At 48.4% G+C, this 16603-nt stretch carries 12 protein-coding genes and 2 pseudogenes; 4 read left to right on the top strand and 10 right to left on the bottom strand.

Annotation, left to right across the window (positions count from 1 at the left end):
- Positions 1-120 precede the first annotated feature (120 nt).
- Positions 121-1479 carry a DUF4397 domain-containing protein gene (locus G5S52_RS20455; protein WP_165018093.1) on the top strand — a complete coding sequence of 453 codons (1359 nt, stop codon included), beginning with the start codon at positions 121-123 and terminating at the stop codon, positions 1477-1479.
- A gap of 43 nt (positions 1480-1522) precedes the next feature.
- Here G5S52_RS20455 and G5S52_RS20450 read toward each other — a convergent pair.
- The 7 genes and pseudogenes from G5S52_RS20450 to G5S52_RS20420 all read right to left on the bottom strand — a co-directional run bounded on the left by G5S52_RS20450 (position 1523) and on the right by G5S52_RS20420 (position 10147).
- Positions 1523-2753, bottom strand: a pseudogene (locus G5S52_RS20450) (cytosine deaminase).
- 66 nt (positions 2754-2819) lie between these two features.
- Entirely contained in the window at positions 2820-4058 is a 1239-nt protein-coding gene (gene codB / locus G5S52_RS20445; protein WP_165018091.1) for a cytosine permease, read from the bottom strand.
- A 435-nt stretch (positions 4059-4493) separates the two neighbouring features.
- Positions 4494-5024: a DUF4136 domain-containing protein gene (locus tag G5S52_RS20440; RefSeq protein WP_165018089.1), complete on the bottom strand. Its 531-nt coding sequence runs from the start codon at positions 5022-5024 to the stop codon at positions 4494-4496.
- 348 nt (positions 5025-5372) lie between these two features.
- Complete coding sequence (locus G5S52_RS20435; protein ID WP_165018088.1) at positions 5373-6032, bottom strand: hypothetical protein; 660 nt, start codon at positions 6030-6032, stop codon at positions 5373-5375.
- A gap of 200 nt (positions 6033-6232) precedes the next feature.
- Positions 6233-6981: pseudogene (locus G5S52_RS20430) on the bottom strand (LytR/AlgR family response regulator transcription factor).
- Complete coding sequence (locus G5S52_RS20425; protein ID WP_165018086.1) at positions 6969-7988, bottom strand: sensor histidine kinase; 1020 nt, start codon at positions 7986-7988, stop codon at positions 6969-6971. Before G5S52_RS20425 ends, G5S52_RS20430 begins: the two are co-directional and overlap by 13 nt.
- A 350-nt stretch (positions 7989-8338) precedes the next feature.
- Positions 8339-10147, bottom strand: a complete 1809-nt coding sequence (locus G5S52_RS20420; protein WP_165018084.1) for a GGDEF domain-containing protein — start codon at positions 10145-10147, stop codon at positions 8339-8341.
- Positions 10148-10404: 257 nt separating this feature from the next.
- Between G5S52_RS20420 and G5S52_RS20415 the strand changes: the two genes are divergently transcribed.
- Positions 10405-11997 carry an ABC-F family ATPase gene (locus tag G5S52_RS20415; RefSeq protein WP_165018082.1) on the top strand — a complete coding sequence of 531 codons (1593 nt, stop codon included), beginning with the start codon at positions 10405-10407 and terminating at the stop codon, positions 11995-11997.
- Positions 11998-12064: 67 nt separating this feature from the next.
- On the opposite strand, the gene G5S52_RS20410 is transcribed toward G5S52_RS20415, so the two are convergent.
- Together G5S52_RS20410 and G5S52_RS20405 are read right to left on the bottom strand one after the other, a co-directional pair.
- A complete protein-coding gene (locus G5S52_RS20410) occupies positions 12065-13861 on the bottom strand; it encodes a M3 family oligoendopeptidase (RefSeq protein ID WP_165018080.1) in 1797 nt (598 codons plus the stop codon).
- Positions 13862-13983: 122 nt separating this feature from the next.
- Entirely contained in the window at positions 13984-14163 is a 180-nt protein-coding gene (locus tag G5S52_RS20405; RefSeq protein ID WP_002541141.1) for a DUF2986 domain-containing protein, read from the bottom strand.
- 350 nt (positions 14164-14513) lie between these two features.
- Here G5S52_RS20405 and G5S52_RS20400 point away from each other — a divergent pair, with 350 nt between their 5' ends.
- Positions 14514-15035: a DUF3332 domain-containing protein gene (locus G5S52_RS20400; RefSeq protein ID WP_165018078.1), complete on the top strand. Its 522-nt coding sequence runs from the start codon at positions 14514-14516 to the stop codon at positions 15033-15035.
- Positions 15036-15155: 120 nt separating this feature from the next.
- Positions 15156-15506 (top strand): DMT family transporter, encoded by a 351-nt coding sequence (locus G5S52_RS20395; protein ID WP_165018076.1) that lies wholly within the window; start codon positions 15156-15158, stop codon positions 15504-15506.
- Between the two features lie 46 nt (positions 15507-15552).
- Here G5S52_RS20395 and G5S52_RS20390 read toward each other — a convergent pair whose 3' ends face one another.
- Positions 15553-16500, bottom strand: coding sequence for a GGDEF domain-containing protein (locus tag G5S52_RS20390; RefSeq protein ID WP_165018074.1), 948 nt, complete (start codon positions 16498-16500; stop codon positions 15553-15555).
- Positions 16501-16603 lie beyond the last annotated feature (103 nt).

The raw sequence follows: 16603 nt of genomic DNA, 5'->3' as shown, positions 1-16603 counted from the left end.
CACTAACAGCTTGTCCTTACGTTGATATTTGCATGCAGCAATCTTCAAATTTGACCTTCTGATCCCACCCGTACGCTGTTGTGTAACAAAGTCACTCGTTGAAAGAAGAGGAGTGACGAGATGAAACAATGGCTAATGATTTTGTATGTGATTTTGGGCTTTTCGCTATACGGCTGTGGTGGAAGCAGCGGAGGTGGAAATTCTCATACCCAAGCTTCACTCAGGGTGATTCATGCTGGTGCCGACGCACCGAAAGTGAATATTCTGGCGAATCAATCTGCGCTGGTTGATGGACTGGACTATGGGGAAAGTAGTGGATTTAAGCAGGTAGCATCGCAGAACTACAACGTTAAAGTGAATGCGCAATTACCAGATCAGACAACACCCACGGTGCTGACTGAAGATTATGATCTGAAAGCTGAACGCAATTATTCTGCCATAGCGTTGGGGAGTGTAGCTGACAACACGCTCGAAGTGCTGGTGGTCGAAAATGCTGACTCTGCTGTCGCGAGCGGCTATGTGAGAATTCAGGCAGTTCATGGCTCGCCAGCCGTTCCGACTGTTGATGTGTATGTGACTGCACCAGGTGATGATGTCAATACAGCGTCACCAACTCTGACGCTGAGTTATCGCCAATTCAGCGACCAGCTTTCAGTCCCTGCGGGGGATTACCGCATTCGCATTGCGCCAGAAGGAACTAAGACTGTGGTCTTTGATAGCGGAACTGTGCCATTGGCTTCCGGGACTGACTTATTGGTAACCGCCGCGCCGAACGTTTATGGCGGCAACACCACATCTCCTGTTGTATTGGTTGCTGCGTCTGGCAGTGGCGCATCAGTGATTTTTGACCAAACGACAGGCGCAGACCTGCGTGCGGTTCACGGTGTAGCTGATGCACCAGCAGTGAATGTTGTTCTAAACAACAGTGCGACGCCAGCCGTCGCAGACCTGACTTATTTGAACGAATCTCCATTCTTGCAGGTTCCGGCTGGCACGCAGGACGTCACTGTGAATGTGCCTTCTCTGACAACAGACGTACTGAAGGATGTGCCAGTGCCACTTGAGCAAGGTAAATTCTACAACGCTATTGTGTTGGGCTCAGTAGATGCATCAGATGCGTTTGATATTGAACTGCTGCCATTTGAAGAAGATCGCCGCAAAGTTGCTACAGAAGCCAAAGTATCATTGGTTCATGGCTCTGTTTCTGCTGGAACTGTGGATGTTTACATTACGCCGACGGCAGATATTTCCAGTGCCAGTCCGACTATCAGCAATTTTGCCTACAAGCAGACCATCACAGGCGTCGGCTTGATGCCGGGAGAGGCAGTGATTTCAGTAACGCCCGCAGGCTCAAAAACTGTCGCTATCGGTCCGCTGACAGTGAATTTCGAAGGCGGAAAGTTGTATGGTGCAGTCGCCCAAGATGCGGCCAGCGGTGGTGCTCCGTTGGGCGTAAACGGGTTTGATGAGCTGAACTGATTAAGTGGATAAGAAAAAGCCCCGCACTTGCGGGGCTTTATTATTAACGCTTAAAGGTGACGGCTTCGGTCTCTTCAAGGTGTAATGAGGTGGTAGCAGGTTGGGTTTCTGCAATCACTTTACCTGCACGGATAGAGTAGCGAACAGGCACCTGACGGCGCAGGGCATCAAAGTCGTTTTCAGCAGGCAGGATCAGTAGGTTGCCCGGTTTGCCAACTTCCACACCGTAGCTGTCTTGGATGTTCAGGGTTTTTGCCGAGTGATGGCTGATCAAATCCAGCGATTGGTTCAGTTGGTCGTAACCCATGATTTGGCAAACATGCAGTCCCATGTGCAGCACTTGCAGCATGTTGGCGGTGCCCAGTGGATACCAAGGATCGAACACATCGTCGTGACCGAAACAGACGTTGATGTCTGACGCCAGCATTTCTTTGACACGGGTAATACCACGGCGCTTTGGATAGTCATCAAAACGGCCTTGTAGGTGAATATTCACAGTGGTTCGCAACAAAGCTGATGCCAGACATACGTAGCAAACGGAATAGGCGAGACGCGTAAGCACCATTGTAAGAGTGCATTGCCGTCGTGTGACTCGCTGTCACTTTGTGGCCCATTTCATATTTGTGTGCCAGTGCCGCAACGGTTTCGACAAAGCGTGATTGTTCGTCGTCAATTTCGTCGCAGTGCACGTCAATCAGGCGGTCATATTTACGCGCCAGTTCAAAGGCGTGGTGCAGGGATTCAACTCCGTATTCTCGGGTGAACTCGAAGTGTGGAATGGCACCCACAACGTCTGCACCCATCTTTACTGCTTCTTCTAGTAACTCTTTACCGTTTGGGTAGGAGAGAATGCCCTCTTGAGGGAATGCCACGATTTGAATATCAACCCAAGGCTTCATTTCTTCGCGCACTTCAATCATGGCTTTCAATGCGGTCAGGGTAGGGTCTGACACATCAACGTGGGTACGGACGTGTTGAATACCATTAGCGATTTGCCACTTCAGAGTTTGTTTTGCACGTGCTTTCACATCTTCGATAGACAGCATGGCTTTGCGCTCAGCCCAGCGCTCGATACCTTCAAACAAGGTGCCTGAAATATTCCAGTTTGGCTCACCCGCGGTTTGTGTCGTGTCCAGGTGGATGTGAGGCTCACAGAAAGGTGGCAATGCCATACCACCTTCTGCATCAATTACGGTTGCGTCTGTTTTCAGCTCAGCGCTGTTGTCTTCAATGGCGCGAATAACGCCGTCTTCAATCAGGATTTGCGAAGGCATTTCCTGACCGCGAATAACAACATTTTTAATCAGTAGAGATGCTGACATTGAGGTTTCCTCTTTGGCTCACACGCGAGCAGATTCAGTTTTTTTATTGTTGTTTAGCATATCCAGTACAAGATAGCTGATTGCACCGCCTAATACGGCGTTCAAAGGCACGATGCCTGGCAGTAGGTGACCAGCCGCAATACCCGCGACCACACCACCAATCGCTGCCCAGTTAACGGTCTTAAACTCTGCGTTGGCAAAATCTTTGTAACGCGCACGGTGCTTGATGAAATCGGCGATGATGATACCACCAATCGGCGGAATCGCTGCTGAAAGGAAGGTCAGCCAACCAACAAAGTTGTTGTAGAGCCACAGTGCACATAGGGTACCAATGATACCGTTGGCAACGGACAGGTATTTACTTGGCAGGCCGGTAATATTGGAGAAACCAAGGCCGGATGCATAAAGTGCGTTATCGTTGGTTGTCCAGATGTTCAAGCCAAGCACGATGATGGCTGGAAGGAGCAGCCCTTGCATCATCATCACTTCTGAAATATCTGACTGACCTGTTGCTGCCGCGCCAGCTGCACCAAAGATAAACATTAGGCTGTTGCCGATGAAGAATGCCACCATGGTCACCACTACAGCGCCTTTTGCACTCTTACCAAACCGCACGAAATCTGCGGTCAGTGTTCCTGCCGAAATGAATGAACCAACCACCAGAACCAGCGCGGTTGAGAATGACATAGGATTTTCAGGAGAGATGAGTTGGAGTTTTTCAATACCACCCAGACTGTCGACAGCTTCGATGACTGAGTATCCGCCGAGAAGGGCAATAGCAGGAACAGCGATGGCGGAGAGAACCATAAGCGCAGAGATGCCGAAATAAACGGTGGCGGTCATGGCGAGACCAGCGACTGCAATCAGAATGTTGGTGTCAATGCCTGTCGCTTTCTGGACTGGCAGAGCAAACATGGCAACGCCAACACCAAACCAACCAACTTGTGTACCACCGAGAATGAGAGAAGGAAGCCAGGAACCTTTGGTTCCGAAAGAGAATCGAGCAAGAAGGTGAGTTGAAAGGCCAGAAGAAGCGCCGATGTAACCAAGAAAGGAAGTGTAAATACCGAGGAGAAGATTACCGATGAGAACGGCGAGGAGGAAATCATTGAATGAAAGGCCAGTGCCTAACGTTCCTCCTGTCCACATGCTCGCTGAAAAGAAGGTTAATCCCAGCATGACCATGGTCAGGGATAGGATGCCCTTTCGAGCTGACTTTGGGACTGGTCCCAGGCTGTAGTTGTTGTCCGCCGCCATTTTACACCTCAATAACAAAGAGAAACGCGCCCGATATGATTCTATCGGTTAAACGGCGCGGTATTCTATCGGCGAAATGTGTGATGTCAATCGAATAACCCCTGCTTTTGAGGGTTACTTTGAATGCCTTTATTTAACTTAATGAATTAGAACATTTATTTTCATGCCAGGTGGATTTGAAGGATAAGTTAAATCACATTTGTAATCGGTTGCCTTTTATTCAAATGTTTATAAATGCGGTGTTAAATGCAGATTTTACTGGAAAGTCTTTTACTGAGATGAATTCCTAAAATAGTCGGCTGAAATTTGAGTATTGGAGGTCAATACTCTGCTGCTCGAAGCATTGAGCAGCAAGAGAGACGAAGTTAGCTGTCTAAAATAGGATGGATAGTAGGTTAATGCCCTAAAGGGGCATAAAAGTGAGTATTAACTTGCTTACTTTTCACCATTTGAAGGAGGGAAGTTTGCAAACATGTCTTTCACCTGCTCATTGATGAACTCATTCTTACTTGAAGGGGTCATGCTATCCGTCAGTTTGCGGTTTGATACTGCACGCCAAATGACTTGATTGCTCTGATTGTCCACCATTTCTACGACCAGTTGACCGTAATCTCGCTCTTCAATGCGAATTGGGGTCTCATATCTTGCGCCAAATCGGCGTGAACCGTAACCGAAGCTGATTGAAGGGCCATGTGCAATGGCTTCCGTTTTTGGCTGAACGAAATAGCGAAGCGTCACGTTGGGGGAAGTGTCGGTTTCTTTAATGCCTTTGGTGGCCATTTCACGTTCCAATGCGCGCTCAATGCGGCTGTCGTCCAGTGATACGGGAGAAGTTGAAGGTTTGACGGCGATATCGTAGGTCTGAATATCTTGATAAGCGAACTGCTGGTCAAAGTCAGTGTAAACACTTTTGGCACAGCCGCTTAGGAACAGGACTATGGCAACAGAAAATAAACGTATGGACATGACTTCGCCTCATCGTGGAATCGTGGAGATAATGCTATATACCCAAATAACTTGAAGATACTCGAATTCAGAGGCCATCAATGCGTTCAATTCGAGACAAATATCTCGAGGAATAGTGGTTCTATTTCCGTGGAATTTAACGAAGAAGTGGGCGCATTGAGGGCCTCCCTTCGGGCGAGTTGACTGACGTCGTGCTCTTTGTTGTTCCTTTTTGATGGAGATGACTACACCTGCAAAGGAACGCCGCGATCACAACGCCAGTCAAACTCGCTGAATCCTGCATCTTCAAGTTGTTTGGGTATAGACATCATTGATGGGCAGAAAGTTGCGTAAGCAAGGTGTGCTTGGTTAGTTTGTCACCAATTCCAGCGCTTGTTGGGTATAAGGATGGGTAGGTGCAAGGCGCTGCATTTCATTTGCCCATTGGGTCGCTGTGCTTGTTTCTTCCATATCAATAGCGGCTTTTACCGCTTCAATGTGTATCCAAGCACGTGGCCCGAAAGGGTAGTAACCGAGTTCTTCAGACGCCATCATGGTTTTCAGCATTTCAAAACCACGATCTCGTTGTTCGAAAGATTCAGGCAGACTAATGAAGGTGATGGCAGCAAGCGACTGTATGTAAAGCCCTTCATTGAGCCCGTAATAAGGTTTGTTAAACGACTCGTCCGATAGTCTTTTGAGTGATTTATTTAACGACTCGACACCAATTTCTGAATACTTCTGGCGGTTCCAAGGTAGCCACGCATCACGTCCTTTCATCGACATAGTACTGCCGTAATAGGCGGTCAACAGGGCATCTTCGGGATACTGGATAAGCAGGTTTTCGACGGCGCTCAGTACGTGATCCCCTGCGCTACGGTCGCCCGTGCTGGCATCTACAAAGGCGTCTTGAAGCGTCTTTTGCATCGGGCCGGCGTTAACTTGCTTAAACCACAAAACGGAAACGACAACGAATCCGACAATAGCTAACAGCGCTATGCGACTCAGCCAATTGTCCTTGATGTACATTGTCCTTCTCCTTGAGTGTTTCCTTGTCCTTTCACGACGCCAAGCTACAACAGGTTAGAGAAAAGAAAAGTGCGATGAGACCAAATGCATTTTTCGCCGATAAACCGCATTTGGACGATTTGAACCGAAAACGAGGTGATAGACACCCAAACACTCTGAAGATGCTGAATGCGAGCGTCTTCAGAGTGTTTGGGTATCGGTTACATTTGCTTGAACAAAGCGTGCGCATTTCGGCTCACGGGAAGTTGGCTCTGATTGGAAGCTACTTCAACCACCATTTGCCGGTCATGTCCTTAAATACACGATTTATCGCGGACACTTTCACGATGACAGAGCGGTGAATTTGCCAGAAGGTTTCTTCACACAGCATCTGAGAAAGGTTGCGGAGCGGAGTGCGGATGATGTATTCAGCGTCGTTAGTTACGACGGTGACGTATTTGTCTTCTGCCCGAAAGTATTCGACATCATCAACATGAATAAGATGGATATCTTCACCTTTTGCCGCTTTTAACCAAGTGAGTGGTTGTGCTGCTTTCTCCTTTGTCTGAGAAAGAATTTGGGTCAGCTCGTCAGCATTTAGCGTGGGTTTGGAGCGCGTTTTTAAGCGAGAACATGTTTTGGTTAGGCGTTTTTCATCAATGGGCTTGATAAGGTAATCAATGGCACCTTGCTCAAAGGCCTCGATGGCATAGTGATCATATGCCGTTACGAAAACGATGCGGGGTGGCTTTTTCATATCGCTGATCAGGTTTGCCACTTCCAGTCCATCCAGCCCCGGCATTCTGATATCAAGAAATACCACGTCGGGTTGAAGTTTTTTGATGAGGTCTAGCGCCTCAATACCGTCTTTCGCGCTAGCTACAACGTCAATCTCAGAAGATACGGCCCCGAGAAGCCGACTTAAGTGATGACGGAGAATCGGCTCGTCGTCCGCAATTATTGCTCGCATTGAAATGAAATCCTTGTGGTGAATCCCCCTCCATGATGGGGAATGAGTTTCAGCTGGCCTTTTTCACCATAGAGGGTTGAAAGGCGTTCCTTCACGTTCTTCATGCTGACACCATTTCCTTTGGATCCGTCATTGAAACCGATACCGTTGTCGCACACTTCAACAGTGAGCATGTCTTCCTGCTTCGAAAAACTGATTTGGATGTAGCCCCCTTTTACTGCAGGCTCAATACCATGAACCACTGCATTCTCTACGGCTGGTTGGATCAGAAAGGGTGGAATACGGGTTTGTTTTGAAATAGAAGGGTCAACCTTGATTTCAAACCCCATGCGATCTGACAGACGGATTTGTTGAATAGAGAGGTAGCTATCTAGAAGCTTTAACTCGTCGTTAAGTGAAACAGTGTCTTTGCGCTGCTGTTTGAGGCTGGCACGAAGCAAATCTGTGATTTTCTCGAGCAGCAGCTTGGCTTTTGGGGCATCGATATCTATCAGCACCTGAATGTTAGCAAGCGTATTGAATAGAAAGTGGGGTTCCATCTGACCTTGTAGGCTTTTGAGCTGACTGTTTATCAGAGCTTTTTCCTGCTCGGTTTGCTGGAGTTTTGAATCTTTTAGTTCATTCTCGGCCCTTCTTGCCCGCTCCCGCATGATAAAGAAACAAGCTGTGAATATAGCTACTGAAACCGTAAAGATAAGCGTAGGAAGCAAGACTTCAGGGCGCCAAAATCCACGATATTGGTATATCCACAGCTGCATGTTCATGGTGCCAATGATCGATCCTGTCGCAATAGCAATTGCGGTGCGTACCGGGTTTGACCATTGGGGGAAGTTTCGCAGCAGAAAAACGTGGAGAAAGTTGAAGGTGATACCGTAGCCAAGTGAAATGGCTAGATGATAGAAAAATGCGCCGCCGAAAAGAAAGCCTGTAATGTATGCAATTACAGAACAAATTCCGATGACGACGAGAACGCGCGTGCGCTCTAGGTATGCGATTGTAGGGTTCATTGTGCTCTATCTTTCCTAACAAATGCGATGTTAGTTTTTATTGTTTTACCGTGAAATACCTATCTGTCCTTATATTGGTGAAGATGCTCGAGAATTTTGATTCTCGATTCATTGTTATGGGTAGAGATGTTCTAGTTGTTGGGCTAAAAAAGAGGCGCAGCATAATTCATGCGCGCCTTTCGATAAGGTATTTCGGATGCACAGTAGCTTTTCCGTAAAATAATTAAGGAAAAACAACCAACACGCTCACACTAACCCATTTTGTGAAGACTGTTAGGCCAATGCGATAAAAGCACCGATATGAAGATGATCGGTGCTATTTGGGAGTGAAGGGAAGTTGCAGCGGACGCTTAACCGTTGCTTGAGGAACCCGGCTCAGAGTGAGTGGCGATAACGTCTGATCGGGTGTCGTTTCCGCCTTGCCTCTCCGCATCTATTCTCATCATTTCGCTGGTATTGAACATGTGCTGTGGGTTTATACGCTCACCACTGGCTTCGAGAGATGACAAGCCGATGCTAAGGGTGACAGCACCTGTTTGGGACAGGACGAAAGGCAGATTTTTGACCTTCAGTTGATCATGTAGCTTTTGACAGACTATGTGCGAGTTTTCTCGGCTCGTATGGGGAAGAATGATGGCGAATTTTTCATCCACCAAATGGGCAAGTACATCGGATGAACGCTGGCAGGTTTCGGAGATCACTTTGCTGATGTCTGTCAGTACAGTATTCGCGGCTTCTTCTCCTTGGGCTGATTTGTATTCCTCAAATTTATCGACGGAAATCATCAGCAAGCTGAGAGGGGTTTTGTAGCGGCTGGCTCTGCGAAGCTCTTTATCGAGCATGTCATTGAAGTGACGGAAATTGCTCAATCCTGTCAGTTCATCAATCGGATTTACTTCTTCTAGTTGGTGCGTGACATCGTCCAGCGCCTCCTGATTCAAATCCAGTGCGTGTGTCAGCTCTACATTCTCATCACTGATCTGGTGGATGGTTTCACTTTGTCTTTTGGTCAGTAAAGAGAAGGCAAGCACCAGTGAGGCTAAACCGAAGATAATCACCAAAGTAGTCAAGGCTTCGGTTTTGTATTCCTGCCAGATCGGCGGTTGGTAGTTAATGAAGCGGGTGCCCTCTGGTAGGTCGTCGCGAGATACCTTGTGCTTCTCCATGGATTCAAGGTCAAAAAACAGTGAGGCAGGTGCTGACATGGCGGAAGGAAGGGGCGTTGCAACATCCTTTGAAAGCACTTCGAGTGCCAGCTGAGCCGCAGCTTTACCCTGGCTATAACCTGTGACTATCTGACCGCCTATCGCACCGTGACCGATATGGGAATGCCAATAGGTATAAACAGGGAACGGAGCGATAGACGAAAGGAGTCTTGCCGTTTCTGCTGGGCTGTATTCGGAACCATCGGATTTAGGCAGGGTATTGCTCAAAAGGAAAATCAGCGAGTGTGCTGGAAACTGGCTTAACTCTGCGTCCAATGCTTCTATAGACTTGTCGACGATGATCTCAGTATCAAGGATATCGGCGTAAGCAGGAAGCACGCTCTCCCTCACGATGTCGACAACACGTTTGTTATGGCCTTCGTTTGTGGTTCCCACAAACACAATAGAGCGGGCGTCAGTGTGCTGGGACAAGGCGAGGTCCACGGCATTTTTATAATCGGTGTACTCGGAAATCCCTGTGGTATTGATAGCGGTGTTTAATCCATCGGCTGGGTAGTCTTTCAGAGCGGTATAGAGGATGGGTTGTTTCGGGAACAGCTCCTTTTGATGGAGAAGCGCAAAATCTAACGCGGCATTGTCAGAAGTGATGACCAAATCGGTGGCATCGGCAACTTGTTTGATTGCCAAAAGCTCGGCGACTTTTTCACTGACGGTTTCCTCTTGATATCTTAATGTGTCGAGATAGACCACGGAAAGATCGATCTCTGTCCCCATTGCATCGAAGGTGTCGCGAATGCCACTTTCGATTTCGTCACTCCAACCATAACCGCGGTGAAAGGCGTTGATATGCAGCACCTGCTTGGCACCAGCGTCTGCTGAGGCATTGGAAGACGCAACGGCAACCAACAAAGTGGAGAGAAAAGCCCCCAAAACCACACCAAGCACGGGCAGGGTATTCAAGCGGAAGAATGTCGAGATGATCTTTGTATTCATAGCGCTCTCAAAAGTGTTCAGGACTGCCAACGGTTGTATTTAATTTGAGACAGAGTAATCCAGTAAGTGTAGTTACAAATTCTCTGAATTTGGGGCCTTGCAGGCCGAATGTGGGAGCTTGGGACTTGGCGCAAACTTTTGTTGTTAAACCGGGCTGTGAATGACAGAAATGTGACTTGTTTCGCTGTTTGCTTGAAGTACTGGAGCGAACTCTGTACCCTTGCGGCGTTTTCCATTCTCAGTTCAGGATTATTGCCTTGCTTAGTACAGCTAATATCACCCAGCAATTCGGCGCCAAGCCACTTTTCGAAAACATTTCCGTAAAGTTCGGTGAAGGTAACCGTTACGGCCTTATCGGCGCGAACGGCTGTGGTAAATCAACGTTTATGAAGATCCTGAGCCGTGAATTGGAACCAACCAGCGGTAATATCAGCGTTGATCCTAATGAGCGTGTTGCCAAGCTGAACCAGGATCAGTTTGCCTACGAGAACTTTACAGTTATCGACACGGTTATCATGGGCCATAAAGAGCTTTGGGCTGTGAAACAAGAACGTGACCGTATCTATTCTCTGCCAGAAATGAGCGAAGAAGACGGCATGCGTGTAGCTGACCTGGAAGTGGAATTCGCGGAGATGGACGGCTACATGGCAGAGTCCAAAGCGGGTGAACTGCTGCTGGCGGTAGGTATTCCTGTTGAGCAACATTACGGCTTGATGAGCGCGGTAGCGCCGGGCTGGAAACTGCGTGTGCTTCTGGCGCAGGTACTGTTTGCAGACCCAGACATCATGCTGCTTGACGAACCAACGAACAACCTGGATATCGATACCATTCGTTGGCTGGAAGATACGCTGAACGAGCGTAACTGCACCATGATCATTATCTCGCACGACCGTCACTTCCTGAACTCAGTGTGTACCCACATGGCTGACCTGGACTACGGTGAACTTCGCATTTATCCAGGTAACTACGACGAATACATGACAGCAGCGACACAAGCGCGTGAGCGTTTGCTGGCAGACAATGCGAAGAAGAAAGCACAGATTGCTGAGCTGCAAACCTTCGTTGCGCGTTTCTCTGCAAACGCCTCTAAAGCAAAACAAGCGACTTCACGTGCGAAGCAAATCGACAAGATCCAGCTGAGTGAAGTGAAGGCATCAAGCCGTCAGAACCCATTCATTCGTTTTGAGCAGTCAAAAGAGCTGTTCCGTAACGCACTGGAAGTCGAGAATCTGAGCCAAGGTTTTGAGGCTGATTTGTTCGCGAACTTCAGCGGCATTTTTGAAGTGGGCGAGCGCGTTGCGATCATTGGTGAGAACGGCGTGGGTAAAACCACTCTTCTGAATACGCTGGCAGGTGTGCTAGAGCCACGTACCGGTGAATACAAGTGGTCTGAGAATTCAAACATCGGTTACTACGCGCAGGATCATGCTCATGACTTTGAAAAAGACATGAACCTGATGGAGTGGATGAGCCAGTGGCAGCAAGAAGGTGATGACGAGCAAACCGTTCGTGGCTTCCTTGGCCGTATGCTGTTCTCTCAAGATGACATCAAGAAGTCTGTCAAAGTGCTGTCTGGTGGTGAGCAAGGACGTATGTTGCTTGGCAAAATCATGATGCACAAGCCAAACATGTTGCTGATGGACGAACCAACCAACCACATGGACATGGAATCTATCGAATCGTTGAACACGGCATTGGAGCAATTCAAAGGCACATTGTTCTTCGTATCGCATGACCGTGTGTTCGTAGACTCGCTGGCGACCCGCATTATCGAAATCCGTGATGGTAAGATCACTGACTTCAAAGGAACATATTCTGAGTTCCTGAAATCACGTGGTATTGAAGGTTAATCCCACCTTCATTCACGCAAAGAAATACACCCGCTTCGGCGGGTGTTTTTGTATCTGGAATCAAGTGCTAGATTTTTTCGACCAGCGCTTCAAACGCTTCGATACGTTTTTCAGCAATCTGGATGCTTTGCTGCCAGAACTCCGGCTTAGTCAAATCCACGTCCAAATGGGCTTTTGCTACGTCTTCTGCACTCATTCTGCCTGTGTCTCTTAGCAGGGCTTTGTAATCACCGTAGAATGCAGCACCTTTCTCTGCGCGTCTTGCGTACACACCGGTACTGAACAGATAACCGAACAGATACGGATAGTTGTAGAAACTGATTTCTGCGATGCTGAAATGCAGCTTGGTTGCCCAGAAGAGGTCGTTAGGCTCTGACATGGCATCGCCATACCATTCATTCCAGGTATCTGCCATCAGCGAGCGAAGTTGTGCTGGTGAGCATTCGCCTTGTTGTCTTTTCTCATAGAAGGCTTTTTCAAACCCATATCGGACCGGAATGTTGAGCATGAGCGCAACGGCGGTTTGGGCTTCTTCCCACAGCATCAACAGCTTGTCGTGGTCGCTTTCTGCCTGCTCGAGCAGCGCATCACGCACCACGTTTTCTGCAAAAATGGAGGCGGTTTCTGCCAGTGTCATTGGGTATTCGGTTTCAACAAATGGCATGTCGCGCATCACCCAGTTATGGAATGCGTGGCCCAGCTCATGGGCAAGCGTCAATACATCAGACATGCTGCCGCCAAAACTCATAAACACCAGTGGGGTGCGGGTTTTGGCAATCTTAGTGCAGTAGGCACCCATGCTCTTGTTAGGTTGAGGCGCAGCATCAATCAGGTTTTGTTCAACCATCATGTCAACGAATTTCGCCATTTCAGGGTCGACGCTGTCGAAGGCTTTGCGGATGATCGCAATCGCGTCATCAAAAGAATAGTTTGCTGGCTTGGATGCACCGAATGATGGCATTGCTGCCATTTCATCCCAAGGTTTTAGCTGCTCTGTGCCGAACACTTTTGCCATCGCTTTTGCAGCGCGACGGGAAAGATCCTGGCTAGCTTTGGTGACATCCAGCATGGCGTCCAGTGTCGGTTGCTCTATACGGGCTTCTTCAAGCGCAGGGGCGAGGAAATGCAGTGGCTTGGTGTGGCTGCGTTTTTCGTACTCGGTGAGTCGATTGCCTGCGAGGGCATTCAGGATAGCCGCAAAGGTCACTTCCTGTTTTCCCATCGCTTCGCGAATGGCATGCCAGGCTGGCTCGCGTCGATAGGTATCTCCGCCGTAAAGCAGGCTTGCTGCCTGTGACAGCCCCATCTCTTCTTCGCTGCCATCTGGGAATTTCAGGCTGACTTTCAGTGTGCCTGTGATGTCGTCGTAGAGACGGCCCCAAGCGTTTTTCCCGTCGACCTGCATGGCTGAAAGCAATTGCTCCTCGGGAACGGAAAGACGGAAAGCTTGCTGCGCGCGCAGTCGGGAAAGACGAAACGCATGGCGCTGATAGCTACCTGTGGCATCGGAGCCCGCCAATACATCTTCAAAGAACACATCGTCGCAGGAGGATAGCTTGTCTTCAAATGGGCTGAACGCTTGATTGAGGCTGGAATCCATCACATCGGTTTTCACCACGACAGCCTTGGCTTCTGCATTAGTGGCATCCACGGTTGAGAGGCATCCTGCATAGCTTGAGACAGATTGAAGCAATGTAGAGGCTTCATCCAACAAAGTCAGCGCATGCTGACAGTTTTCAATGGTATCCGGTGAGAGGTTCTTCAGTGCTGCAATGTTATCGCTGCAGCGCGCGAGATCGTTTTGTAGTGTAGTGTCTTGAAGGCTTTGGTAGACGAACGAAAAGTCCCAACTTGGTGCTGACATGCCTTTCTCCTTTTCATTTTGGCGCGATCACTCTATCGCAATATTCTATGTCATGAACAGGAGAGGGCAGGGATCAGGTTGCATTCCATTGCATGGGGGAAGAAAAACGCGCGTGGTATCACTTACTCAGAGGTTTGTGCTTGCTCTTGATTCTCGGTTGACTCGGCTTGCACTTCCTCTGCCGCCAGCTTTTCACGCTCTGCTTTGGAAATGTAGCGCGGCTTATTACTTTTGTTCAGCTTGGCTTTTTGTTTCTTATCTTTCTTTTTCAGCGTTTGGATGATTTTCTTTTTACGGTTCATGACGGCATCTCAGAGATCGAAGGTGGAGGATTGTATAAGAAAGTCTGACGGCTTGCACTTGACTTGAAGGCTGTGAGGGGAAATTCACTGGTTAAAATATAAGCAAACGAACGAATCCGGATTTCCTTTTGTTAATATTTGTCGTGTGAATAAGTGAGATTCGCTCCGTTAATGAAAACAGACGGATACGCTCAGCCATTAACGACGAATTAACCGCGCTGACATTGCTCTTACAAACGTCTGTAAATCAGTTGTTGCCAGACTAGTGAAGGTGTTCATTTTCGCCTCTTTTCTTCGTAAAAATACACTGTATACTTCGCCGACTTTTTAAACTCGCAGTGTGTAAAACGATGAAAAAATTTGCAATCAAAGCTGTTGCGGCAGCAGTTCTGACAGTGTCTCTGACAGGTTGTATTGGTCAAATGGCAACGTCAGGTGCAGTGATGAAACTGAACCTGTCTGCAGTAGACAACCGCTATGCTCGTGCAGGTCTGTACGTACTGATGAGCCCAGTTTACGGCGTAGCTGCAGCAGCTGACCTGTTCATCTTCAACTCAATTGAGTTCTGGACAGGCACCAACCCAATCTCTGGCAAATCACCAGCGGTTGCTGATACGCCAATGAGCGCTGTTATCAAGATCAACCAGAAGCTGGACAAAGATCTGACCACCGCGCCAATCAAGATTTCTGCTGCTGACGTTAAGCAAATCAACGACAAGTCTCTGGAAATGTCTGTTGCATACGCAGATGGCTCGACGCAAGTTCTGCGTGGCGAGAAAGAAGGCGAGATGGTGAACTTCTTCCTGAACGACGAATTCATCACTGCAGTTTCTGTAGAAGAGCTTAACGAATACGCTGCGAACCGCGTATAATCGCAAGCTTATCGTTACCCATGCTGCTAGCTAGGTATGGGTGTAACGGGCCCCGCATCGTCGGGGCTCCGTTATTTGTGAGGCAGGAAGCCAAAACAATCGCAACCTGCTTGAGACATTATGCTGAAACTCCTCACCACATTACCGCCGCTCGTCACTTTATCCGTTGCTATTCTGTTTGAGATTGTTGCAACCTCGATGATGCCGAAAACCCAGTCTTTCACTCAACCCATTGCAACGACCACCGTGCTGCTTTGCTACACGATTTCATTCTATATGTTGTCGATTACTGTGAAGACAATGCCTCTGGGCGTGGCCTACGCTATCTGGAGTGCAGCGGGCATTCTCTTGGTTTCGCTGGTGGCGTGGATGTTTTATGGGCAGCAACTGGATTTGGCTGCAATATTGGGAATGTCACTCATCGTTGCAGGTGTGGTTATCATCAACCTGTTTTCGACCGTGATGCACTGATCAACGTTGAGAAACCAAATGTGAGCGTTTTCGGCTGTAGGCACAGCTAACCTTTAGCCTTGAGCGCCAGATTGCGGGCTATATCCAACAGTTGTCCAAAATCATAATCGCCTTCAGGCTCTGCCCAAGAGACACCGACATAGTAATCCAGCGTGTAGGGCAGGCTGTTTTCCACTGAATAGCGGTCAACGCGCTCTTTAAACCTGTCCAAAATATCCTGAGTGTTTGCGATAGGGGTGTTGCTCATCAGCACGGCAAACTTGTCGCTTTCCAGCCTTGCCAAGACGTCTGAATCGCGAAAGCCAAATCTCAGCAACTCGGCAAAAAAGACCAAAGCCCGGTCACCTTCTAAATTGCCCTGAAGCTGGTTAATTATTTTCAAACCACGTAAATCGAAAAACACGAGTGACGCTGGCGCATTCAGGCGTTCGCACATGTTGAGGCTGTTTTGGCATAGGACTTCAAAACCGTGCTCATTGAGCAGGCCGGTCAGTTGGTCCTGCGTGGTTAGTTGCATTGCGGCCAATTCATTCTCAACCAGATCGACGATATCTTTCATACAGCGTAAATCGTCGCCGTCAAATCCTCTTGGCTCGTCATCAGCAATGCTCAAAGTGCCAAGTAATGAGCCACTCACATGTCGAATAGGGTAGCCTGCGTAGAAGCGGATTTTTGGGTCGCCAAGCACCAGTGGATTATCTGAAAATCGCGGGTCTGCATGGGTATCGTCAATCACCATGGGATCGTTATCCAGAATGGTGTGAGCACAGAATGTGATGTCTCGAGGGTATTCTCTTGAAAGGCCAATCCCCGATTTTACCCACTGGCGATTGGTGTCAATAAAGCTGATGGCGGCGATTTTTGTACCGAACATCTGTTTGGCGAGTCGGGTGAGCCTGTCAAAGCGCTCTTCATTACCGGTATCAAGAATATTGAGGTGATGCAGCACCTGCAGGCGGTACGTTTCATCGACTGGCAATTCTGGCTTTTTCATAGTGAACCCGATGTTTGAGTGTTTTCATTAATATAGCAGTAGTTTGTTGATGGCAGAGGGAAGGCTTGGTGCAAAGAAGCAGGGGCGCCGAAGCGCCCTGCTA

It is taken from the genome of Grimontia sedimenti, assembly GCF_011045095.1.
Lineage (GTDB): Bacteria > Pseudomonadota > Gammaproteobacteria > Enterobacterales > Vibrionaceae > Enterovibrio > Enterovibrio sedimenti.
The sequence above is the reverse complement of the archived record's forward strand: the minus strand, read 5'-3'. Positions and strand labels throughout refer to the sequence as shown.